The sequence below is a fragment of the Xanthomonas arboricola pv. juglandis genome (assembly GCF_001013475.1).
Classification (GTDB): Bacteria; Pseudomonadota; Gammaproteobacteria; order Xanthomonadales; family Xanthomonadaceae; genus Xanthomonas; species Xanthomonas arboricola.
The window spans coordinates 135440-156371 of record NZ_JZEF01000005.1 but is presented as its reverse complement, the minus strand read 5'-3'; the positions used below and the strand labels follow the sequence as shown (position 1 = coordinate 156371).

The window sequence follows — 20932 nt, the reverse complement described above, 5'->3', positions numbered from 1 at the left end:
CCGGCGCTGGCGCGCGGCCGCTAAACATTGGCGACGCCTTGCCGATCACTGAGGGTGCGCCTGCTTCGTTGCCCCATCACAACGTAATCGTTCAGCGCACCTGTTTTGGCGCTTGTTCGATATGTGACAGGGGTTGCATCGGCTGACACGTCAAATTGACACAGTGTTCACGCGCACTGTGAGTGTCGCCATCGCTCGTCGTCCTCCCCTCTGTCTGGAAAATCGATCGTGAAATCACCGTTGTCTCGTTTTGCCCATCGCATGCTGCTGGTCGTTGCAGGCCTGGCAGTGTCGTCTGCCGCGCACGCGGGGCTGTCGGTGTCCGGCACACAACTGCGTGAGTCCAATGGCAACACCGTGGTCTTGCGTGGCGTCAATCTGCCGCACGCCTGGTATGCAAGCCGTACCGACGCGGCCCTGGCTGCCATCGCTGCCACCGGCGCCAATAGCGTGCGCGTGGTGCTCAGTTCCGGTTATCGCTGGAACCGCACAACGGAGGCCGACGTGTCGCGCATCATCGCGCGTTGCAAAAGCCTGGGCCTGATCGCGGTGCTGGAAGTGCACGACACCACCGGCTATGGCGAAGACGGCGCTGCCGCCGGTCTGGCCCACGCGACTGCGTACTGGACCAGCATCCGCAAGGCGCTGATCGGCAACGAAGACCAGGTCATCATCAACATCGGCAACGAGCCGTTCGGCAATCAGTTGAGCGCCAGCGAATGGGTCAACGGCCATGCAACCGCGATCGCCGCATTGCGCAAGGCCGGACTGACCCACGCCCTGATGGTGGATGCGCCGAACTGGGGCCAGGACTGGAAGTTCTACATGCGCGACAACGCTGCGGCGTTGCTGGCGCGCGACAGCCGCCGCAACCTGATCTTCAGCGTGCACATGTACGAAGTGTTCGGCAGCGATGCGACGGTCAACAACTATCTGCGCGCCTTCCGCGATAAAAAGCTGGCGCTGGTGATCGGCGAGTTCGGGGGAGACCATCGCGGCGCGCACGTGGACGAGGCAGCGATCATGCGCCGTGCCCGCGAATACAACGTCGGCTATCTGGGCTGGTCGTGGTCGGGCAACGACAGCAGCACGCAATCGCTGGATATCGCAATCGGCTGGAACGCCACGCGCCTCAGCAGCTGGGGGCGCAACCTGATCCTGGGCGCCGATGGCATCACCGCGACCTCGCGCAGGGCGAGCGTGTTCGGCCCACGTTGAGAGTGAAGCCCTGCAGCCAGCGTCTTTGGTTTTTCGGGATGGGTGAATGGGTTGCTTGCAGAGCTTCCGATTTGCGAGCTTTCTGCAGGGCCCTTGCCCGCCCACCATCGCAGGACACGCCGCAAGTACGTCCATGTAGGCTCTTACGCGGCATCCATGCCGCGTAAGGTCCCGCGACGATGGGCGGGCAAGGACCAGTCGAGATGGTCGGTATGTATGGTTTTCAACAAAACAGCCGGCAACCGGTGCGGTGTCCTCGCCGCGCCCTCGACGCTGTGAGTTGGCTGCAGGGCCCTTGCCCGCCCACCATCGCAGGACACGCCGCAAGTACGTCCATGTAGGCTCTTACGCGGCATCCATGCCGCGTAAGGTCCCGCGACGGTGAGCGGGCAAGGACCAGTTGAGATGGTCGGTGTGCATGGTTTCGACAGAGCAACCGGAAACCGGTGCGGTGTCCTCGCCGTGTTCTCGACGCTGTGAGTTTGCTGCAGGGCCCTTGCCCGTCCACCATCGCAGGACACGCCGCAAGTACGTCCATGTAGGCTCTTACGCGGCATCCATGCCGCGTAAGGTCCCGCGACGATGGGCGGGCAAGGACCCGTCGAGATGGTCGGTGCCATAGTGGAAGCGACGCAGGACGTGCGCTGGTCGGATGACTAAGCGTTCGATCAACCTTTGACCATTTTCGCGTCGCAAGCCGAGCAGCAAACGGGCTTTCAACACGCAAGCTGCAAACGTCGCATCTGCTGCCGCAAGCCGAGCAACACGCTTTCAAGAAAGCAGCCGGCCAACTCTCTTGCGCGGTGTCCTTGCCGGTTGCGGGACCCTTGGCGGCATGGACGCCGCCAAGGAGCCTCCATGGACGGATTCACGGCGTGTCCCGCAAGCGGCGAGGGCACCGCGCCCTCGACTCACCGAGCGTTTGACTTAAGCGTCGGATCGCGCCAAAAAAACAGCGCCATGGTTGAACGGATCAAGCCTCGGGTAGCGCCTGAAAAACGCCACGGTTCAACGTCTCGATGTCAGGCCTCAACGCCCGGGCTCGCGTAACGGCCCCGGGCTTGGCCGCTTGGTCAGCTTGCGCTGCAGCGAGCGGCGGTGCATGCCGAGCAGGCGGGCGGCGGCGGAGACATTGCCGCCGGTCTCGTGCAGCGCTTGCTGGATGTGCTCCCACTGCAGGCGGCTGAGCGGTGTCATCATTTCCCGCGCGGTTTCTTCTTCGTCCGGCTCCGGCAGCTCGTCGTCCTCTTCGCCCAGCGCCCGCATGATGGTCGGGATATTGGCAGGCTTGGGCAGGTAGTCGTCGGCGCCGAGCTTGATCGCCTCCACTGCGGTGGCGATGCTCGCGTAGCCGGTGACCAGCAGGATGCGCATGTCGGCGCGGATCTCGCGCAGCGGCTGGATCAGGCTCAGGCCGGAATCGTGGCCGAGCTTGAGGTCGATCAAGGCGAAATCGGGCAAGGCGCTGCGTGCGGTCGACAGGGCACTGGCCGCGTCGGTGGCGGTCAGGGTTTCCACGCCGCGGCGGGCGAGGCTGCGCTGCAGCGTGCGCAGGTACAGGGTGTCGTCGTCGACCAGCAGGCCGGTACGCAGGGGAGTGCTTGTCATGCGAGTGCCTCGTGTTCGGAGAGCGGCAGACGGAAACCGACACGGGCGCCGCTGCCTTCGGCGGGCAGCATCCACAACTCGCCCTGCAGCCGCTCGACGGTGGCGTGCGAGAGCGCCAGCCCGACGCCCATGCCGTCGTGCTTGCCGCTGTTGAACAAGGTGCCCGGCAGCATGGCCTGCGAGGTGTCGAAACCCGGACCATAGTCGCGGACTTCGCCGCTGAGATGGTCCTGCTCCACGCGCAGGGTGAGATCGATCTGCGGCCGGCCGGCGCGTTCGCCGGCATCGGCCGCATTATTGAGCAGCACCATCAGCAGATGGCTGACGCCGGGCTGCAGCAGCAGGCGCATCGGTGCGTCGTCGTTGCGGCGCAGCTCGATGGTCGGGCGTACCAGCCGCCATTGTTCCAGCACGTCCTTGACCGCCACCTCGCGGCTGAGGTGGCCGTTGTCGGCCGGTGCGGCCAGCGCCAGCACGCGCTCGTGGCACTGCACCAGCAGTTCGCGCAGGGTGTCCAGATCCTCGCGCAATTCGCCCTGGTCGCATTGGTCGGCGATGTCGTCGACCAGCAGGGTCATCGTCGCCAGTGGCGTGTTGAGTTCATGTGCCACCGAGGCGGCATGCGTGGCCAGCGCGACGATGCCCTCGTTACGCGCAAAGCGCTCGCGCAGCGTGGAGATCTCGCGCTCGCGTTCGCGCATCGACAAGGCCAGCCGGGTGGCAAAGGCCAGCACCACCACCGTCGACAGCAGGAAGTTGGCTGCCATGCCCCACATGTGCAGGCTGAGCGGGTCGAAGCTGCCGTAGGGCAGCGGCAGGCCGAACGCCGCACTGATCACATAGCCGGCGACACAGGACGCCGCCACGGCCATCGCCCAGCCCAGCGGCAGGGCCAGCGCGGCCAGCGCGATCAGCACCAGGAACAGCGAGCCGAACGGGTTGGCGATGCCGCCGCTCCAGCCCACCATCCAGGTCAGCACGGTGACATCGACCAGGATATGGCCGAACTCGGTGGCCGGGCTGACCGCGCCACGGTGGGCCACCCGCAATTGCGCATACAGGTTGAACACCGCCAGTGCGGCCACGCCGGCCCACAAGGGTTGCTGCGGCAGGTCCAGGCCCATCAGGCCGGTGGCGACCAGGATGGTGGCGGCCTGGCCGGCGGTAGCCAGCCAGCGCAGGCTGCACAGGGTCCGCAGGAAGGAGGCGTCTGAGGAATTCATCACGGCAATGCTATGCGCTCGGGGGCGTGGCGGCCTGCGACAAACCGTCGCATCGGCCCGGAAGACGACCCGCGCAGCGCTTCAGCTGTGAGCGGACCGATGACAGGCTAAAATACCGCGATGTACGACGCCGTGACTCGCCCAACCCCTCCCGCCGACGCCACCGCCTGGCCGCGCCGCATCACCCAGGCCGTCAAGATCGGCAGCGTGACTGTGGGCGGCGGCCACCCGGTGGTCGTCCAGTCGATGACCAATACCGATACCGCCGACATCGCCGGCAGCGTCAAGCAGGTGGCCGACCTGTGGCGCGCCGGCTCGGAAATGGTGCGCCTGACCGTCAACAACGCCGAGTCGGCCGCGGCCATTCCGCGCATCGTCGACAAGCTGCGCATGATGGGGATCGAGGTGCCGTTGATCGGCGATTTCCATTACAACGGTCACCAGTTGCTCGCCGCCGAGCCGGCCTGCGCCGAAGCGCTGGCCAAGTACCGCATCAATCCGGGCAATGTCGGCTTCGGCAAGAAGAAGGACCTGCAGTTCGCGCAGTTGATCGAGTTCGCCATCAAGTACGACAAACCGGTGCGCATCGGCGCCAACTGGGGCTCGCTGGACCAGTCGCTGGCTGCGCAGCTGATGGACGAGAACTCGCAACGCGCCACGCCCTGGGATGCCGGTCGCGTGCTGCGCGAGGCCTTGATCCGTTCGGCAGTGGATTCGGCCGAGCGCGCGGTGGAGCTGGGGCTGGCGCGCGAGCGCATCATCCTGTCGGCCAAGGTATCCGGTGTGCAGGAGCTGATCGCGGTGTATCGCGACATGGCGAGCCGCTGCGACTTTGCGCTGCATCTGGGCCTGACCGAGGCCGGCATCGGCAGCAAGGGCATCGTGGCCTCGGCTGCGGCGCTGAGCGTGCTGCTGCAGGAAGGCATCGGCGACACCATCCGCATCTCGCTGACGCCGGAACCGGGCCAGTCGCGCACCCAGGAAGTGATCGTCGCGCAGGAACTGCTGCAGACCACCGGCCAGCGCGCCTTCACGCCGATGGTCACGGCCTGCCCGGGCTGCGGCCGCACCACCTCCGAGTTCTTCCAGGAACTGGCCGGCGTGGTGCAGAACCATGTGCGCGCCAAGATGCCGGAGTGGAAGATCAGCAACCCCGGCGCGGAAAACATGACCCTGGCGGTGATGGGCTGCGTGGTCAATGGGCCGGGCGAATCGCGCCACGCCAACATCGGCATCTCGTTGCCGGGCACCGGCGAGGCGCCGTCGGCGCCGGTGTTCATCGATGGCGAAAAAAGCGTCACCTTGCGTGGCGAAAACATCGCCTACGAGTTCATCGATCTGATCGATCAGTACGTCGAACGCACCTATGTCCGCCGCGCCGGCTGAATCGCCGGCCGGTTTCAGGGGATGGCTGCGTAGCAATGCGTGGCGCATGGCATTGCTGTTTGCCGGCGTGCTGTTGCCCTTGGGCTTGTTCGTCGACCTGGCCGACGAAGTCCACGAGCTGGAAAATTTCTATTTCGACGAGCCCCTGCTGTGGAGCATGCGCAGCATCGCCACGCCGGGGCTGGATGCGTTTTTCGGGGTGATCTCCAAGATCGGCTACCAATACGGGGTGATCCCGGCCGATATCGCCATCGTGCTGGTGTTGCTGATGTTGCGGCGCTGGCGCGAGGGAACCTTTGCCGCACTCGGCTTTGGTGGCTCGGCCTTGTTGAACATGGGCGCCAAGCAGGTGTTCCAGCGCGACCGCCCGAGCCTGTGGGAATCGATCGCCCCGGAAAGCACTTTCAGCTTTCCCAGCGGTCATGCGATGGGCTCGATGACGCTCGCCGCGGTGCTCATCGCGCTGGCCTGGAACACGCGCTGGCGCTGGCCGGTGACCATTGCCGCCAGCCTGTTCGCGGTATTGGTCGGCGTGTCGCGGATCTACCTGGGCGTGCATTATCCCTCCGACATCCTGGGCGGCTGGTCGGCCGCGCTGGTATGGGTGGTCGGGCTGTATCTGGTGATGTTTCGCGGCGCACGGCGGCCGCATTGGCGCCGCCATCTCACCTCGGCCTGAGGGCACGGCCGCGCGACGTCGAACGTGGTCGGCGCAGGCGTGTGACCGGGACTGGCGCAGACCGGCACGGCGTTCGACTCAGTAACGACGTACGCGCTCCCGGCGCCACAACTGCAGCCCGATCACGCTGCCGATCGCGGCCAGCAGAATCATGTAATACGCCGGTCCCATCGGGTGCTGCTTGAGCAACATCACCACCACCAGCGGGGTCAGGCCACCGAATACCGCATAGCCCAGGTTGTAGGCGAACGACACGCCGGACAGGCGCACCACCGGCGGAAACGCTTCGACCATGACGCGCGGAACCGCCCCCAGGACGCCGAGCGCCGCGCCCAGCAGGGCGTACAGCGGAAACAGCAACTGCGGATCACCGGCCAGGCGATAGAACAGCCAGGCGCTGGCGCCCAGGAACACGCTGCCGGCAAGCAGCACACGTCCATTGCCGCAGCGATCGGACAAGGCGCCGGCCACGATCGAGCCGACCGCCTGCAACAGGACCGCGAGCAGGTTGGCCTGCAAGGCGACCGCTGCCGGGTAGTGGTACGCGCTCTGCAACAGCGTTGGCGTCATCAACGACACCACCAGCACCCCGGCTGCCACCATCCAGGTCAGCCACAACGACTGCGCCACACTGCGTGGATGATCGCGCAGCACCAGTTTGAGCGGCGTTTCACGCGCGACGGCACGCATCGCCATCAGCTCGGCGAACACCGGCGTTTCGTGCAGCCAACGCCGCAGATACACGGAAAGCAGGCCGAAGAGGCCGCCGGCCAAAAACGGCAGGCGCCAGGCATAGTCGGCGATTTCCTGCGGCGTGAAAGCGCGATTGATCGCCCCGGCGCTGAGCGAACCGAGCAACACCCCGGCGGCCAGGCCGGCGGTCAGTGTTCCGCAAGCCAGTCCCCTGCGTTGCGCAGGCACGTGCTCTGCGACGAAGACCCATGCACTGGGAACTTCGCCGCCGATGGCCGCGCCCTGCAGCAACCGCATCGTCAGCAGCAGTAGCGGGGCGGCCAGGCCGATCTGCGCATAGGTCGGCAGCACGCCGATGGCCAGCGTTGGCAAGGCCATCAACCCGATGCTCAGCGCGAACATGCGCTTGCGACCGAGCAGATCGCCGAAGTGCGCCATCACGATCCCGCCCAGCGGACGGATCAGGTAGCCGGCAGCAAAGATGCCGAAAGTCTGCAACTGCCGCATCCAGTCCGGTATGCCTGGCGGAAAGAACAGCTCTCCCAGCACCGTCGCGAAGAAGATGAAGATGATGAAGTCGTAGAATTCCAGCGCGCCGCCCAGGGCGGACAGGCCCAGCGTCTTGTAGTCGCCGCGTGTGAGCTGGCTTGCGGGTGCAGTGCCTGTTGCGGAAGGGGTCTTCAAGGCATGACATCCTGTGGCAGGTGCTCGCGCGCATGCGCGTGCTGGAGCAGTGAGGTAGGCGTCGTCAGTGGCATCGCTGCGGCAACGCGCAGCTTGCACGCTCGCCCGCCACGGCCGGGCGCGTGCACTTCGGGAAAGGCGCGCTGGCTGCGCCTTCGGTGCCGATCAGTCGCGCACACTTGCGTGCGCCGCCGCTTCGGCATGCAGTGCGGTGGTGTCGAACAACGGCAGCTGCGCATCGCTGCTGTCCACCAGCAGCGAAATCTCGGTGCAGCCCAGGATGATCGCTTGCGCACCCTCCTGGCCGAGGTCGGCCATGACCTGGCGGAAATAGCCGCGCGACTCCGGCCGGATGATGCCCTGGCAGAGTTCGTCGTAAATCACCCGATGCAGTTGCGCGCGTGCGTCGGCCGGCGGTACCAGCACCTGCAGGCCACGCGCAGCCAGGCGCTCGCGATAGAACGGCTGTTCCATGGTGAAACGCGTGCCGAGCAGCCCGACCCGGGTGACCCCCGCGGCAATCAACGCATCGGCGGTGGCATCGGCGATATGCAGCAATGGCAGCGGCGTTGCGGAGGTGATCGCATCGGCAACGCAATGCATGGTGTTGGTGCACAGCACCAGGAAGTCGGCACCGCCGGCATGCAGCGCGCGCGCCGCTGCCGCCATTGCCTGGCCTGCGCCGTCCCAGTCGCCGGCGTGTTGCAGGCGCTCGATCTCATGGAAATTGACGCTGTACAGCAACAGCCTGGCCGAATGCAGGCCGCCGCAGGCCAGGCGCACCCGCTGGTTGATGATGCGGTAATAGGGCAGGGTGGATTCCCAGCTCATGCCGCCGATCAGGCCGATGGTTTTGCTTGGAACCGGCATGCCGACCTCACCTTGGAACAGTCAACGAAGTGCGTGCGCATCGCCCCTTCAATGGCCGGGGAGCGCGTACCAGCGCAGTGTACGTCGGCATCGTCGCCACGCCACCGCGCGGGCCGGTCAGGCCGCTCGCAGACGGTCGATCACTCGCCCGGTTTTGCGCCTTCCAGCGGTGCGTGCGTGGCGGCGCGACGCGCCAGCACGCTTTCACGATGGGCGATGTAGACATTGGCGCAGATGATGATGGCCGCACCGATCAGGGTATGGTGTTCGATCGCCTCGCCGAACAGCCACCAGCCCAGCAGCGCCACCAGCGGCAGCTGCATGAAGCTGATCGGCTGCAGTGCGGAGACTTCGCCAAGCTTGAGCGCGCGCGTCCAGAACAGCTGGCCGGCGGTACCGAAGATGCCGGTCGCCGCCAGCCAGAGCCAGTCGATGCCCTGCGGCCAGCTCCACTGGAACAGCGCCGGAATCAGCGACATCGGCACCCAGAACACATAGGTGTAGAACACCACGGTGTCCGAGTCGTCGCTGCGCGAGAGCTGCTTGATCTGGATCGCCACCACGGCGCTGATCACCGCTGCCAGCAGCGCAATCAGCAGGCCGGGCGTAAAGGTGGACGAGCCCGGCCGCAGGATCACCAACACGCCGATGAATCCGGCCGCCACCGCCAGCCAGCGGCGCAGGCGCACCTGTTCGTGCAGCCACACCACGGCCAGCACGGTGACGAACAACGGGGTGGAATACGACAGCGAGATCGCCTGCGACAACGGCAGATGGCCGATCGCCCAGAACCCGCACAGCATCGACGCCAGGCCGATCAGGGTGCGTGCCAGGTACTGCGGCAATTGCCGTGTGCGCGGCAGCGCCTTGCCGGCGCGCAGGATCAGCGGCAACAGGGCCAACAGCCCGAACGCATTGCGAAAGAACGCGATCTCGGTGGTGGCGATCGTGCCCGAGGCCAGCCGGATGCAGATGGCCATCAGGCCGAAGGCGAAGGTACTGGTGAGCATCCACAGCGCAGCACGTCGTGATGCCTGCTGCGCTGTCACCAATGCGCTCCGATGATGCGCGGCTCCGGCTCCAGGATCACCGAGTAACGCTCGCGCACCGATTCGGCGATGCGCCGCGCAAAGTCCAGCAGCTGCGCACCGCTGGCGGTGCCGTAGTTGACCAGCACCAGGGCGTGATCCGGCGACACCCCGGCATCGCCTTCGCGCCGGCCTTTCCAGCCGCACTGCTCGATCAACCAGGCCGCCGACAACTTGCCCTGGCCAGGCTGTTCGCCGGGATACACCGGCATATCGGCAAAGGTGGCCTGCAGCGCGGCGATCTGCTCGCTGGGCAGCAAGGGATTCTTGAAGAAGCTGCCGGCATTGCCGAGCACATCCGGGTCCGGCAGTTTGCGCCGACGGATGTTGATCACCGCCTGCGCCACATCGGCGGCACCGGCCAGGTCGGCGCCCATGCTCGCCAGCTCCTCGCGGATGCCGGCGTAGTCCAGCCGCAACTCGTGCAGCAGCGGCAGATTGAATTCCACCGCGACGATCAGATAACGCTCCGGCTGCTGCTTGAACACGCTGTCGCGATAGGCAAAGGCGCACTCGGCCGCGGTCAGCCGCACGAACTGCTGGGCATGCAGATCAAAGGCGTCCACCACATGGATGAAGTCGCCCACCTGCGCGCCGTATGCGCCGATGTTCTGGATCGGGCAGGCGCCGACGGTGCCGGGAATCAAGGCCAGATTCTCCAGCCCCGACAGGCCTTGCTGCAGCGAATACAGCACCAGCGCGTGCCAGTTGACGCCGGCACCGGCGCGCACGATGGCGTGGTCGGCATGGTGCGCGATGATGGCGATGTCGCGGTTTTCGAAACACAGCACGCAGCCCGGCGGGTCGCCGGCCAGCAGCACGTTGCTGCCGCTACCCAACACCAGCAGCGGTTGCCCGGCGATCTCCGGCGCCGCCAGCGCCTGCGGCAAGGCATCGGCTATGTGGATGCTCAGCAACCAGCGCGCCGTGGCATCGACATGAAAGGTATTGAGCGCGCGCAGGGGCGCGTGTTCGCTCAAACGCCAGCCGGCTTGCGTTGCATCGCTCATAGCGGCGACACCGCACCGCCGCTGGGCGCTTCGCGGCGGCGACGGATCGCGTCTACGCATTCGCCGATCAGCGGCGGCCCGCGATAGACCAGGCCGCTGTAGCACTGCACCAGGGTCGCGCCGGCTGCCATCTTGGCCACCGCATCCGCACCGGAGTTGATGCCGCCCACGCCGATCAACGGAATCGACTCCGGCAGGCGTGCGCGCAGGCGGCGCAGCACCAGCGTGGATTGCCCCAGCAGTGGCGCGCCCGACAGGCCGCCGGCCTCGGCAGCCAGCGGATGGTTGGCGATCAGGGTGCGCGTTACCGTGGTGTTGGTGGCGATCACGCCATCCACCGCCAGATCGGCCAGCACGCGCGCGGCCGCATCGATGTCGCGGTCGTTGAGATCGGGGGCCACCTTCACCAGCATCGGCACGCGCTTGCCGTGTTGCGCGGCCAGGGCTTCCTGGGTGTCGCGCAGATCGGCGATAAGCCGGCGCAGCGCCTGTTCTTCCTGCAGTTCGCGCAAGCCGGCGGTGTTGGGCGACGAGATGTTGACCGTAATGTAGTCGGCCAGCGGGTAGACGCGCTCCATGCAATAGCGGTAGTCGCTGGTCGCTTCCTCGTTGGGCGTGTCCTTGTTCTTGCCGATGTTGATGCCGAGCAGGCCGCCACGACGCCGCGCGCGTTGCACGTTGGCCACCAGCACGTCCACGCCCAGGTTGTTGAAGCCCATGCGGTTGATCACCGCTTGGTATTCCGGCAAGCGGAACATGCGCGGTTTGGGATTGCCTTCCTGCGGCCGCGGCGTCACCGTGCCGATCTCGACGAAGCCGAAACCCAGCGCGAGCAGCGCATCGATGTGCTCGCCGTTCTTGTCCAGGCCGGCACCGAGCCCGACCGGGTTGGGAAATATCAGACCGAAAGCCGGCGTCGGCAGCGGCACCGGGCGCTTGGCCAGCAGCGGCGTGGTGCCGGTGCGGTAGGCGACATCGATGGAGCGCAATGCCAGCGCGTGGGCGCGCTCAGCATCGAGGGAAAACAGCAAGGGGCGGGCAAGCGAATACATGCGGGTCAGTTCAATCCCCCGGCGAACACCCGGGTCTGGTATTGGAAGTCGATCAGCCCGTCGCGTGCATGCGCGTCGAACAGCGTGCGCAGCGCGGCGAGCATCGGGGCATGGCGTGGGTCATGCGCGAGCGGCGCATAGGACGAAGACAGCAGCCGGCCGCGCAAGGCGTCGAAGTCCAGCCGCTGCACATTCGGAAAGCGTGCCATCGCGCGGAAGCCTTCGCCGAACCACGCCTGCATGGTGGCATCGTCCTGATAGCGTTCGGCCACGGCCGAATAGTCGGTGCCGTAGTCCAGCAGCAATTGCTCGTAGCCGCGCAGGAAGTCGGTGGTGTCCAGCTCGCGGCTGTTCCAGTAGATCACCGCCAGCCCGCCGGGCTGCAGGATGCGCGCCCACTCGGCACGCACCGCCTGCACGTCGAACCAGTGGAAGGCCTGCGCCGCAGACACCAAGCCGACGCTGGCATCGGCCAGCCCGGTGGCCTCGGCGGTGCCGTCGACCGCGCGGAACTTGGGGAACTCCGCCAGCCACTGCTGCGCGGCTGCGCGCATGGCCGGATTGGGTTCCACCGCCGTGACCGGATAACCGGCCTCCAGAAACAGCCGGCTGGAGATGCCGGTGCCGGCACCGATATCGGCCACCGCGGTGGCCGGTGTCAGGCCCAGCTCTTCGTGCAGCCAGCGCAGCAGCTGCGGCGGATAGCTCGGCCGGTAGCGCACATAGGCCGCGACTCGGTCGTTGAAGCGTTGGGCGGAGGAGGGCGCGGCCATGCTCAACTGTTGGCGGCCGCAAGCCAGGCCAGGCCGCCGAAGAACAGGATGAAGATCGCCACCCCTGCCACCCAGAGCGCAACCGCCAGCCAGCCAAGAATCAGCCCGCCGATGGCCAGCCCGTCGCCGTCCAGCCCCTGCGGATTGCGGCGGATTTCGCCGCGCGCCAGGTGGCCGGTGATGATGGCGCAGAGGCTGCCGAGGAACGGGATCAGCGTCCAGCCGAGAATGCCCGAGACCAGGCTGACGATGGCCATGGCGCTGGTCTGTCGAACGACGACGTTCATCATGAACTCCTGAAGTGGCGGCAGCCGACGGCTGGCGTGGGCCGATTATCCCAGAGCCGCCGCCCGAATGGCGTGCCGTCTGCGGCCAGACGCGGTGCATGGCCGGTTTTGACCGGAATGGGAGGGCTTGCGTGTCTGGTCGCCCCGCTATCGGGCCGAGCGGCCGATGAAACGTTGAGCACCGAGGTCGTGCGCAGCTGCGTGGCGCACTGCCACCGACCAAGACATCGCAACCCGGCCGCCGCTGAGTGGCCGAGCCGGGCGCAGGCGCAACGTGGCAGCCATGCTCCGGCAAGCTTGCGACAGCGCGCCGGCTCGATGCCCGGCGCGCTGCGCGTCGATCAAAGATCGAACTTGATGCCCTGCGCCAGCGGTAGCGAGTCGGAGTAGTTGATCGTATTGGTCTGGCGACGCATATAGACCTTCCACGCATCCGAGCCGGATTCGCGGCCACCGCCGGTCTCCTTTTCGCCGCCGAACGCGCCGCCGATCTCCGCACCCGAGGTGCCGATGTTGACGTTGGCGATGCCGCAGTCGCTGCCGGCCGCCGACAGGAACTTCTCGGCCGCCTTCAGGTTCTGGGTGAAGATCGACGACGACAGGCCCTGCGGCACGCCGTTCTGCAGCTCGATCGCCTCGTCCAGCGTGCTGTACTTCATCACGTACAGGATCGGCGCGAAGGTCTCGTGCTGCACCACCGCGTCGCTGTTCTGCAGCCCGGTGACGATGGCCGGCAGCACGAAGTTGCCCGGGCGGTCGATCGCGGTGCCGCCCACTTCGACCGTGCCGCCAGCGGCCTTGGCCTTGGCGATCGAGGCCAGGAACTGCTCCACCGCGCCCTGGCTGTTGAGCGGGCCCATCAGGTTTGCCGGGTCGGTCGGGTCGCCGATCTTGCTGTCGAGCTGCTTGTAGGCCTTGACCAGCGTGGCCAGCACGTTGTCGTAGATGGATGCGTGCACGATCAGGCGGCGCGTGGTGGTGCAGCGCTGTCCGGCGGTGCCCACCGCGCCGAACACGATGCCCGGGATGGCCAGCTTCAGGTCGGCGGTCTCGTCCAGGATGATGGCGTTGTTGCCGCCCAGCTCCAGCAGGCAACGGCCCAGGCGGTGCGCGACCTTTTCCGCAACCACGCGACCGATCTGGGTCGAACCGGTGAAGCTGATCAGCGGGATGCGGGTGTCTTCCACCAACTTCTGCGACAGCGCCGTGCTGGCATCGTTGATCAGGAAGAAGATGTCCGGGAAGCCGGCGTCCTTCAATGCTGCATTGCAGATCTTCATCGTCGCGATCGCGGTCAGCGGCGTCTTGTTGGACGGCTTCCAGATGCAGATATCGCCGCAGATGGCCGCCAGGAACGCATTCCACGCCCACACCGCCACCGGGAAGTTGAACGCGCTGATGATGCCGACCAGGCCGAGCGGCTGGTACTGCTCGTACATGCGGTGGCCCGGCCGCTCCGAGTGCATGGTGTAGCCGTAGAGCATACGGCTCTGGCCGACCGCGAAGTCGGCGATGTCGATCATCTCCTGTACTTCGCCGTCGCCCTCGGGCTTGCTCTTGCCCATTTCCAGCGCCACCAGCGAGCCCAGCGCATCCTTGTGCGCACGCAGCGCCTCGCCACACAGGCGAACGGCTTCGCCACGGCGCGGCGCAGGCGTGGTCCGCCACACCTTGAAGGCGGCCTGCGCACGCTGGACGATCAGCTCGTAGTCTTCCGGCGTGGTGGCCTGCACCTCGGCGATCACCGCGTTGGTGGTCGGATTGAGCGGCTGCAGCACCCCGGCGCCGGTGGCCTGCGACCAGGTCGCCTCGCCAAGATAGGTACCGGAATTGGACGCGGCGAGGTCGAGCGCCTTGAGCAGGTCAGCGGACATGGGATCTCCAAAGGTCGGGACGGTCGCGCGGCGGCCAGGGCCCCCGCGACACGGGTAGCCGTCGATTTTAGCAGGCTCCGCCGACCACCCACCGGCTTGGCAATCGCAACGATCGTGCGACAATGCCTACCTTGGCCCCGTAGCTCAGCTGGATAGAGCGTCCCCCTCCTAAGGAAGAGGGGAAATTGAGGGGCTACCTTTATCTGGTCTAACCTGCTGTTTCATAAGGCCTACGGCTGACCATTAATTGGGCGTGATGCAGGTCTAGACAACCTAAAGCAGCTTCTAACAGCGCTTGTTCGCCACAGCATTGCCACGGCTTCCATGCTCTCCTAGGCTGCGCTATAAGACAGTTGTAATGAGTCTAGGATGGCCCACGCATATGTCTGCAAGCGCGCTTCAAACGCTTCGAGAGTTGTATCCGCAGCGATATGCACTTCGGCCGGACGAGGTCGCACATGTGCTTCGCGGGCAGAACACGAGAGGGGTGGTGCAACGCGTTCGCGAAGGCATGCAGTCAGGTCGCTATCCGGGCGCCCGCAAGATCGACGGATTGATCCAGATGCCCCTTGAAGCGTTGGCCGAGATCTTGGATCCAGCGCCCGCACCTCAGCCGGTTGCCCCCATCATCACTCCTTCATCCTCGCGACGACGATCCGCCATTGGGCCGCGTCTGGGTTTCGTGCGGGCGGCAGGTTTCTGGGAACAAGTGATGGGGGCCATCGGTGAGCAGGAATTGGCCAATGAGCTAGCTGAGGTCGCAGCGCAGGTGATACGAGAGCTTCGCTATCAGGAGGCTGAGGCCAGATCACGCGCTCAACGCTATGAACTTATGCGCTAGCAAGGTCATCATCTTTCGTACGCACATTTACGCCTGCGCGAACTTGAATCGTCTGTCTGACGCTTGCTTGCATGCAAGACGATCTGCAAGTTGAAGCAGTAATTTGCGAATAACAGGAAGGGTTGTCTCGCCAATTTCCAATAGTCATTGAACATCTTTGAATTTTCTAAGGTTGAGGTGGACATGTGGGCTGACAACGAGACAGAGAGAGATTTTCTTAACTTCTCTGGAATCGCAGATACGGTTGCAGAGATCATCGCGCAGGCCAACGGGCGCCCAGTATCGATTGGGGTATCGGGATCATGGGGTGTGGGCAAGTCTTCTATGATTAAGCTTACCCATGCCTCGCTCTCCGCCCGGCCGAGACAGGAAGGCGATAGAGAATTCGTCGTCGTTGAATTCAATGCGTGGCTGTACCAAGGCTATGATGACGCGCGTGCTGCACTCATGGATGTCATCGCGGATAAACTTGCGGAAGAAGCCAAGAAGCGTGAGACGGCGGGGGATAAGGTCACGGAATTCGTCAAGAGGATCCGGTGGCTTCGCCTTGGCAAGCTCGTGGCGACCGATGTGGCGGCATTGACATTGGGGTTGCCGCCAATTGGCGTTCTTGGCGGGGTGTTCAATACTGCCGGGGATATGGCCGATGGAGTCAACGAGGATGAGTTGAAGGCTGCCGATAAAGCAGTCAAGAAGGCAGGAAAGGAAGTCGCTGGTCTATTGGACCCTCGACTCGAAATCTCGCCACCAAAGGAAATTCAAGCGCTACGCAACAGCTTTGAACAGGCGCTAGAAGAGCTAGGAATTACGCTGGTTGTTCTGATAGACGATCTCGATCGGTGCTTACCGCCGACGACGATCTCTACCTTAGAAGCAATCCGATTGTTTCTATTTCTTCGCCACACCGCATTCGTGATCGCAGCGGATGATGGCATGATCAAGCATGCCGTCAGGCGCCACTTTGACGGCATCACCGATGACCTAGTCATCAACTATTTCGATAAACTGATTCAGGTTCCCATCCGCGTTCCACCTTTGGGCACCCAGGAAGTTCGCGCTTACATGATGCTATTGTTCGTAGACAACAGTAGCTTGGATCAAGAAGATAAGAATAAGATCCGTTTGGGTGTATGCGAGCAATTGCGGAAGACATGGCAGGGCAATCGGGTGGATCGAGGTTTCGTTGCAGGTCTGCATCCGGATTTGCCAGGCGAACTTGTCGGTAAGCTAGACACGGCTGACCGGCTCGCGCCCTTGATGGTTGGCGCATCGGGAATTTTGGGCAACCCACGTCTGATCAAGCGCTTTCTAAACGCACTCTCCATCCGGATGGCCATTTCCAACGCGCAAGGCGTTGGTGTTGACGAAGCAGTATTGGCCAAGCTGATGTTGTTTGAGCGGCTGGGGGACAGTAAGGCTTTCGCAGATTTGGTGTCCAAGGTGAGCACCAGCGACAACGGAAAGCCAGCGTTCCTCGCGGAGTGGGAAAAATCCGCAATTGCAGGTGCCGAGTTTGCTCTTCAAGATCCCTGGAAGGCGCCGTTCATCGAAGAGTGGTTGCGACTGCCTCCTGCACTATCAGATATTGATTTGCGTGGGGCTCTCTACGTAAGTCGTGAGCATGCGCCGCTAATCTCACCCGAGGACCGCTTGTCGTCGGATGCCGCCGAAGTTCTCACCGCTTTGCTTACTCAGCCGGAGATGGCAGGCAGCTTGAAGGCGCGCCTATCTGGCTTAGCTCGGGCAGAGACGACCGTGCTAATGGATCGCGTGTTAGAGAAGGCGCGCCAGGAGCAGGAATGGGGCGTTCCTGCCATTCTTGAATCTGCCGTGGCGCTGGCTGAGTCCGACTCTGCGCTGGGAGCGCGCCTAGCTGCGTTTCTGCGAGATCGACCTGTAGCTCAGATCCGTCCGAACATCATTCCGAGAATCGCAGATTACTCTTGGGCGAAAGACGTATTCGGCGCTTGGGACGCTGGGGACACGAGTAAGCCTGTAAAGGCAGCCATCAAAACAAGGACAGTCAAGTAGATGGGCACTTCTCAAAGTAGCGGCGGACCACCCGCCAGCGGGCCAATGATTCCACCCTGGGCCGATGCGCCTCCCGCTGGCGGTGGCGACACACCTGCACCTCCACCAGGCACCCCACCTGAACCGGACGCTCCGTCGCCGCAAGCGCAGCCCCAGCGATGGACGGGTGTGCGCCGGAACCTGGGGGATTTTGCTAGAAACGGCGATGGCCGCTCTTTAAGACGAGCCGTCAAACACTATGTGCGCTCTGGCTATGGAGGAGCTGCAACAGCGTCCCGCCGTATGAGTAGCACTGGCAGCACTGCAAATGCGCTCGGCAATGCGCTGGCAGGTCTAGGCGCTGGTGGTTTCGCGCAGACAGGCACGCTTCTTGAACGATCTCTCCTGACGGGTAGATCCGCCGAAGAGGTGATGGATCGTGTAGTAGATGCGGTTCGACCCGTCGATGGAACACAAGATGCCGAAGCTTCACGCGCGGCCATCCGAGACGCTCTTACCGACTTGCTGACGCAATATCAGGATGCAGATCTGATGGAACTGTCGATGGACCAACGAGAGTTCGCGATTGAACGATTCGTTGCATACGACGTTTTTCAACGCTTTGAGCTAGATGTCGGCCAGCATATTCAAGACAACGCTCCCACGGCTAGTGAGGGGCTTGCCCGTTTGAAGGAGGTCAAAGACTACGTGAGGCAAACAGTGTCCGCGTCGTTTCGTAAGCTACGCGAGTCTGGGAGAGGGCTGACGGATGCGAACGTGTCGCAAGCGGTAAGAGAAGCGCTCAGGGACACTTTTGAAGTTTTCGAGGGATACATGGAATGAAAATCTTCTCTGCCCCTCGGGGCGTTGCAGTGCCAGCTGTCTCCGATCTTCAACTAATTCTCTACGGTCAGCCAGATCGGCACGCTGATGGGGCTCGCTCTGTTGGGAGTGCAGGCGCGGCCATCGAGACACGAATACAGCGTTTGCGATATGCGCCTGCTCCAAGAGCATGGGACTTTCTTTCGCTTGCCCTCTCTGTCGTCGTGGCGGATCTTAGTGTTCATAGGGCGGGAAGTCCTGATGGCTGGACTCGCCAAATCGATTTGATAACAGCAGTTGGGGAGCCAGATTTCTGGAACTCCGAGGCGCACACAATCGAAGCGGCGCTTCGGTTCTTGTCGACAGACCTCTGGACGTTGGAGTTTGTTGGCGAAGGGCGGCGTCCTGATCCTCCGGACGAACTGTTCCGACCGACTGAAGACAGCGTGTGTCTGCTCTCGGGGGGGATGGATAGTCTAATCGGTGCTATTGACCTAGCTGAATCGGGGCGTCGATCAATCGCGGTCAGCAATACAGTGCCTGGCGATGGCCACAATCAGCACAGTTTTGCTGAGGCCGTAGGTTTCAAACATCTCCCTCTGAATCACAATGCGAGCCCGCCTTCTGATGGGAGTCGAGAACCATCACAGCGTGCTCGGTCGATCATCTTTCTGGCATTCGGAGTTCTAGCTGCGACCTCTTTGCAGGCTTACCAGGATGGGGCGCAAGTTCCGTTGTTCATCTGTGAGAATGGTTTCATTGCACTCAATCCGCCACTGACAGGGACGCGGCTTGGCAGTCTGAGCACCAGGACAGCTCATCCAGAGTTCCTTCATGGCGTTCAGTCAGTGCTAGATGCCGCAGGTTTGCGCGTCAATTTGATTAACCCATATCAGCACAAAACGAAGGGTGAGATGTCGCGCGAGTGCGCAGATCAGGATTTATTACGTAATTTGGCAGCGTCTTCCGTAAGCTGCGGACGCTATCGTCGATATGGATACAATCAATGCGGGCGTTGTATTCCATGTCAAATTCGTCGTTCAGCCTACCTGGCCTGGGGGCAGCCAGATCCTACCGATTACGTCTTCAAGGACATTGGCCGTCGAGAAGCGGATTACGCGCATTTCGATGATGTGAGATCGGTTGCAATGGCCATCTCGCGAGTCAATAGCGAAGGTTTGGAAGCATGGCTGCGTTCCGCATTGTCTTACCCGCATGCGGGGCCACGAGCACCTCTTCGAGATGTGATACAGAGAGGGCTTGGTGAATTGATGGCGCTGCATCAATCGGTAGGGTTGCATTGATCGATTTTCACTGCCACCTAGACTTGTATGCCGACCCTCGTCAGGTTGTATCGCAATGCGTCGAGAGAGGTTTGTATGTTTTGTCAGTAACCACAACGCCGTCAGCTTGGGAAGGAACTTCTGCCCTGGCTGGCGCTGCCCCTCGTATACGTACCAGCCTAGGCTTGCACCCGCAGATTGCGCACGAAAGGAAGTTTGAGCTGCCGTTATTTGAGAAGCTCATAGGTCGAGTGAGATATGTCGGAGAGATCGGATTGGACGGCAGTCCGGAGTTGAAACAGCACTGGCATACGCAACTGGCTGTGTTCGAACAAATTTTGGATTTGTGCGAGGGGGTTGATGGTAGGGTCATGTCTCTGCATAGCAGGAGGGCCACAAAGGCGGTCTTGGATATGCTTGAAAAGCATCCAAAATCAGGTGTTCCGATCCTGCATTGGTTTTCAGGCACTCAACGCGAGCTGGATCGCGCAGTCGAGATGGGGTGCTGGTTTAGCGTTGGGCCTGCAATGCTGCGCGGCGAGAAAGGTAGAAAACTTGCTGCGGCTATACCGCAGGACCGTATTCTTACTGAGTCGGACGGACCTTTTGCTAAGATGGATTCTCGGTCGATTTGGCCCTGGGAGGCCGCGCAGGCTGTGGTTAGCCTTGCTGAGATTTGGCAGGTCAATGAGCAAGCCGCTGCAACACGCCTGAAAGCAAACTTGAAGCAGATTGGCGAATCATAGGGAGCCAAATCTAACTTTTAGCTGGGTTTACGAGGATCTCTACGCATTTATTCGCAAGCGCTAAAATCTGATCAGTGCCAACAAGATTCTTGGGGATCAGTCCTAGTCATGACGATCCATAAATGCAAACGCATGGAGTTCCGAAGCATCGTTTTGTCTTGCGACGTCCCCCCAATTTTGAGTAGCACCTCAGTTTGGAGTCCAATTCCCTACCCCAAGGAGATTGGACGTGAAGAAGCGTTTTACCGAAGAGCAGATCATCGGCTTCCTGCGCGAAGCCGAAGGCGGCGTGGCGATCAAGGATCTGTGCCGGCGCCATGGCTTCAGCGAGGCCTCGTACTATCTGTGGCGTAGCAAGTTCGGCGGCATGAGCGTGCCCGATGCCAAGCGGCTCAAGGACCTTGAGGCCGAGAACGCGCGGCTGAAGAAGTTGCTGGCCGAGCAGTTGTTCGAGAACGACCTGATCAAGGATGCGTTGCGAAAAAAGTGGTGAGCGCACCGGCGCGTCGTATGCTGGTGCGCGAGTGGATCGGGCGTGGTGCCAGCGAGCGTCGTGCGCTGGCAGTGATCGGCATGAGCGCCAGCGCGCTGCGCTATTGCCCACGCCAAGACCGCAACGGCGAACTGCGCGAGCGCATTCTTGCGCTGGCGCATCGCCATCGTCGCTATGGCGTGGGGATGATCTATCTCAAACTGCGACAGGAAGGGCGCATCGTGAACTACAAACGCGTGGAGCGGTTGTACCGCGAACAGCAGCTACAGGTCCGACGGCGCAAGCGCAAAAA

The 20932-nt window shown here is 63.1% G+C and carries 18 protein-coding genes and 1 pseudogene; 9 read left to right on the top strand and 10 right to left on the bottom strand.

The window, feature by feature from the left end; translation table 11 throughout:
• Nucleotides 1-261 precede the first annotated feature (261 nt).
• A complete protein-coding gene (locus tag XARJCFBP2528_RS17850) occupies nucleotides 262-1218 on the top strand; it encodes a glycoside hydrolase family 5 protein (RefSeq protein ID WP_016905003.1) in 957 nt (318 codons plus the stop codon).
• A 1029-nt stretch (nucleotides 1219-2247) separates the two neighbouring features.
• Here XARJCFBP2528_RS17850 and XARJCFBP2528_RS17845 read toward each other — a convergent pair.
• Both XARJCFBP2528_RS17845 and XARJCFBP2528_RS17840 read right to left on the bottom strand, forming a co-directional pair.
• Entirely contained in the window at nucleotides 2248-2826 is a 579-nt protein-coding gene (locus XARJCFBP2528_RS17845) for a response regulator transcription factor (protein ID WP_016903100.1), read from the bottom strand.
• Nucleotides 2823-4049: an ATP-binding protein gene (locus XARJCFBP2528_RS17840; RefSeq protein WP_016903101.1), complete on the bottom strand. Its 1227-nt coding sequence runs from the start codon at nucleotides 4047-4049 to the stop codon at nucleotides 2823-2825. The genes XARJCFBP2528_RS17845 and XARJCFBP2528_RS17840 overlap by 4 nt, the downstream gene beginning before the upstream one ends.
• Nucleotides 4050-4169: 120 nt before the next feature.
• On the opposite strand from XARJCFBP2528_RS17840, the gene ispG reads away from it, so the two are divergent.
• Both ispG and XARJCFBP2528_RS17830 read left to right on the top strand, forming a co-directional pair.
• Nucleotides 4170-5435, top strand: a complete 1266-nt coding sequence (gene ispG, locus XARJCFBP2528_RS17835) for a flavodoxin-dependent (E)-4-hydroxy-3-methylbut-2-enyl-diphosphate synthase (RefSeq protein ID WP_016903102.1) — start codon at nucleotides 4170-4172, stop codon at nucleotides 5433-5435.
• Nucleotides 5416-6114 (top strand): phosphatase PAP2 family protein, encoded by a 699-nt coding sequence (locus XARJCFBP2528_RS17830; protein WP_016903103.1) that lies wholly within the window; start codon nucleotides 5416-5418, stop codon nucleotides 6112-6114. Before ispG ends, XARJCFBP2528_RS17830 begins: the two co-directional genes overlap by 20 nt.
• 78 nt (nucleotides 6115-6192) lie before the next feature.
• Here the strand turns inward: XARJCFBP2528_RS17830 and XARJCFBP2528_RS17825 are convergent, their stop codons facing one another.
• The 8 genes from XARJCFBP2528_RS17825 to amaB form a co-directional block, all read right to left on the bottom strand.
• The gene (locus XARJCFBP2528_RS17825) at nucleotides 6193-7491 is read right to left on the bottom strand and encodes an MFS transporter (protein ID WP_016903104.1); all 1299 of its coding nucleotides are present in this window, start codon (nucleotides 7489-7491) and stop codon (nucleotides 6193-6195) included.
• Nucleotides 7492-7656: 165 nt separating this feature from the next.
• Nucleotides 7657-8361 carry an aspartate/glutamate racemase family protein gene (locus XARJCFBP2528_RS17820; protein WP_016903105.1) on the bottom strand — a complete coding sequence of 235 codons (705 nt, stop codon included), beginning with the start codon at nucleotides 8359-8361 and terminating at the stop codon, nucleotides 7657-7659.
• Between the two features lie 140 nt (nucleotides 8362-8501).
• Nucleotides 8502-9413 (bottom strand): DMT family transporter, encoded by a 912-nt coding sequence (locus XARJCFBP2528_RS17815; RefSeq protein ID WP_026064463.1) that lies wholly within the window; start codon nucleotides 9411-9413, stop codon nucleotides 8502-8504.
• The gene (murB, locus tag XARJCFBP2528_RS17810; RefSeq protein WP_016903107.1) at nucleotides 9407-10459 is read right to left on the bottom strand and encodes a UDP-N-acetylmuramate dehydrogenase; all 1053 of its coding nucleotides are present in this window, start codon (nucleotides 10457-10459) and stop codon (nucleotides 9407-9409) included. Before murB ends, XARJCFBP2528_RS17815 begins: the two co-directional genes overlap by 7 nt.
• Entirely contained in the window at nucleotides 10456-11511 is a 1056-nt protein-coding gene (locus tag XARJCFBP2528_RS17805) for a quinone-dependent dihydroorotate dehydrogenase (RefSeq protein WP_016903108.1), read from the bottom strand. The genes murB and XARJCFBP2528_RS17805 overlap by 4 nt, the downstream gene beginning before the upstream one ends.
• 5 nt (nucleotides 11512-11516) lie before the next feature.
• Nucleotides 11517-12284 carry a class I SAM-dependent methyltransferase gene (locus XARJCFBP2528_RS17800; RefSeq protein ID WP_016903109.1) on the bottom strand — a complete coding sequence of 256 codons (768 nt, stop codon included), beginning with the start codon at nucleotides 12282-12284 and terminating at the stop codon, nucleotides 11517-11519.
• Nucleotides 12285-12286: 2 nt separating this feature from the next.
• Complete coding sequence (locus XARJCFBP2528_RS17795; protein WP_016903110.1) at nucleotides 12287-12571, bottom strand: DUF4190 domain-containing protein; 285 nt, start codon at nucleotides 12569-12571, stop codon at nucleotides 12287-12289.
• Nucleotides 12572-12912: 341 nt separating this feature from the next.
• Nucleotides 12913-14445 carry an L-piperidine-6-carboxylate dehydrogenase gene (gene amaB / locus XARJCFBP2528_RS17790; protein ID WP_016903111.1) on the bottom strand — a complete coding sequence of 511 codons (1533 nt, stop codon included), beginning with the start codon at nucleotides 14443-14445 and terminating at the stop codon, nucleotides 12913-12915.
• Nucleotides 14446-14956: 511 nt separating this feature from the next.
• Here amaB and XARJCFBP2528_RS17785 point away from each other — a divergent pair.
• The 6 genes and pseudogenes from XARJCFBP2528_RS17785 to XARJCFBP2528_RS23590 all read left to right on the top strand — a co-directional run.
• Complete coding sequence (locus XARJCFBP2528_RS17785; RefSeq protein ID WP_327197853.1) at nucleotides 14957-15286, top strand: hypothetical protein; 330 nt, start codon at nucleotides 14957-14959, stop codon at nucleotides 15284-15286.
• 147 nt (nucleotides 15287-15433) lie between these two features.
• A complete protein-coding gene (locus XARJCFBP2528_RS17780; RefSeq protein WP_211257631.1) occupies nucleotides 15434-17317 on the top strand; it encodes a KAP family P-loop NTPase fold protein in 1884 nt (627 codons plus the stop codon).
• Nucleotides 17318-18139: a Qat anti-phage system associated protein QatB gene (qatB, locus tag XARJCFBP2528_RS24225; RefSeq protein ID WP_011269865.1), complete on the top strand. Its 822-nt coding sequence runs from the start codon at nucleotides 17318-17320 to the stop codon at nucleotides 18137-18139.
• On the top strand, nucleotides 18136-19422 hold the full coding sequence (gene qatC / locus XARJCFBP2528_RS22855; RefSeq protein ID WP_005916301.1) for a Qat anti-phage system QueC-like protein QatC: 1287 nt from the start codon (nucleotides 18136-18138) through the stop codon (nucleotides 19420-19422). Before qatB ends, qatC begins: the two co-directional genes overlap by 4 nt.
• Nucleotides 19419-20147, top strand: a complete 729-nt coding sequence (gene qatD / locus XARJCFBP2528_RS17770; RefSeq protein WP_011269864.1) for a Qat anti-phage system TatD family nuclease QatD — start codon at nucleotides 19419-19421, stop codon at nucleotides 20145-20147. The genes qatC and qatD overlap by 4 nt, the downstream gene beginning before the upstream one ends.
• 229 nt (nucleotides 20148-20376) lie before the next feature.
• Nucleotides 20377-20932: pseudogene (locus XARJCFBP2528_RS23590) on the top strand (IS3-like element IS1403 family transposase); the annotation flags it as partial.

Bases quoted from the DNA above. Each gene is read 5' to 3' on its own strand.
- XARJCFBP2528_RS17850 (WP_016905003.1), top strand. From the start codon at position 262: ATGCTGCTGGTCGTTGCAGGCCTGGCAGTGTCGTCTGCCGCGCACGCG.
- XARJCFBP2528_RS17845 (WP_016903100.1), bottom strand. From the start codon at position 2,826: ATGACAAGCACTCCCCTGCGTACCGGCCTGCTGGTCGACGACGACACC.
- XARJCFBP2528_RS17840 (WP_016903101.1), bottom strand. From the start codon at position 4,049: ATGAATTCCTCAGACGCCTCCTTCCTGCGGACCCTGTGCAGCCTGCGC.
- ispG (WP_016903102.1), top strand. From the start codon at position 4,170: ATGTACGACGCCGTGACTCGCCCAACCCCTCCCGCCGACGCCACCGCC.
- XARJCFBP2528_RS17830 (WP_016903103.1), top strand. From the start codon at position 5,416: ATGTCCGCCGCGCCGGCTGAATCGCCGGCCGGTTTCAGGGGATGGCTG.
- XARJCFBP2528_RS17820 (WP_016903105.1), bottom strand. From the start codon at position 8,361: ATGCCGGTTCCAAGCAAAACCATCGGCCTGATCGGCGGCATGAGCTGG.
- murB (WP_016903107.1), bottom strand. From the start codon at position 10,459: ATGAGCGATGCAACGCAAGCCGGCTGGCGTTTGAGCGAACACGCGCCC.
- XARJCFBP2528_RS17805 (WP_016903108.1), bottom strand. From the start codon at position 11,511: ATGTATTCGCTTGCCCGCCCCTTGCTGTTTTCCCTCGATGCTGAGCGC.
- XARJCFBP2528_RS17800 (WP_016903109.1), bottom strand. From the start codon at position 12,284: ATGGCCGCGCCCTCCTCCGCCCAACGCTTCAACGACCGAGTCGCGGCC.
- XARJCFBP2528_RS17795 (WP_016903110.1), bottom strand. From the start codon at position 12,571: ATGAACGTCGTCGTTCGACAGACCAGCGCCATGGCCATCGTCAGCCTG.
- amaB (WP_016903111.1), bottom strand. From the start codon at position 14,445: ATGTCCGCTGACCTGCTCAAGGCGCTCGACCTCGCCGCGTCCAATTCC.
- XARJCFBP2528_RS17785 (WP_327197853.1), top strand. From the start codon at position 14,957: ATGCAGTCAGGTCGCTATCCGGGCGCCCGCAAGATCGACGGATTGATC.
- qatB (WP_011269865.1), top strand. From the start codon at position 17,318: ATGGGCACTTCTCAAAGTAGCGGCGGACCACCCGCCAGCGGGCCAATG.
- qatC (WP_005916301.1), top strand. From the start codon at position 18,136: ATGAAAATCTTCTCTGCCCCTCGGGGCGTTGCAGTGCCAGCTGTCTCC.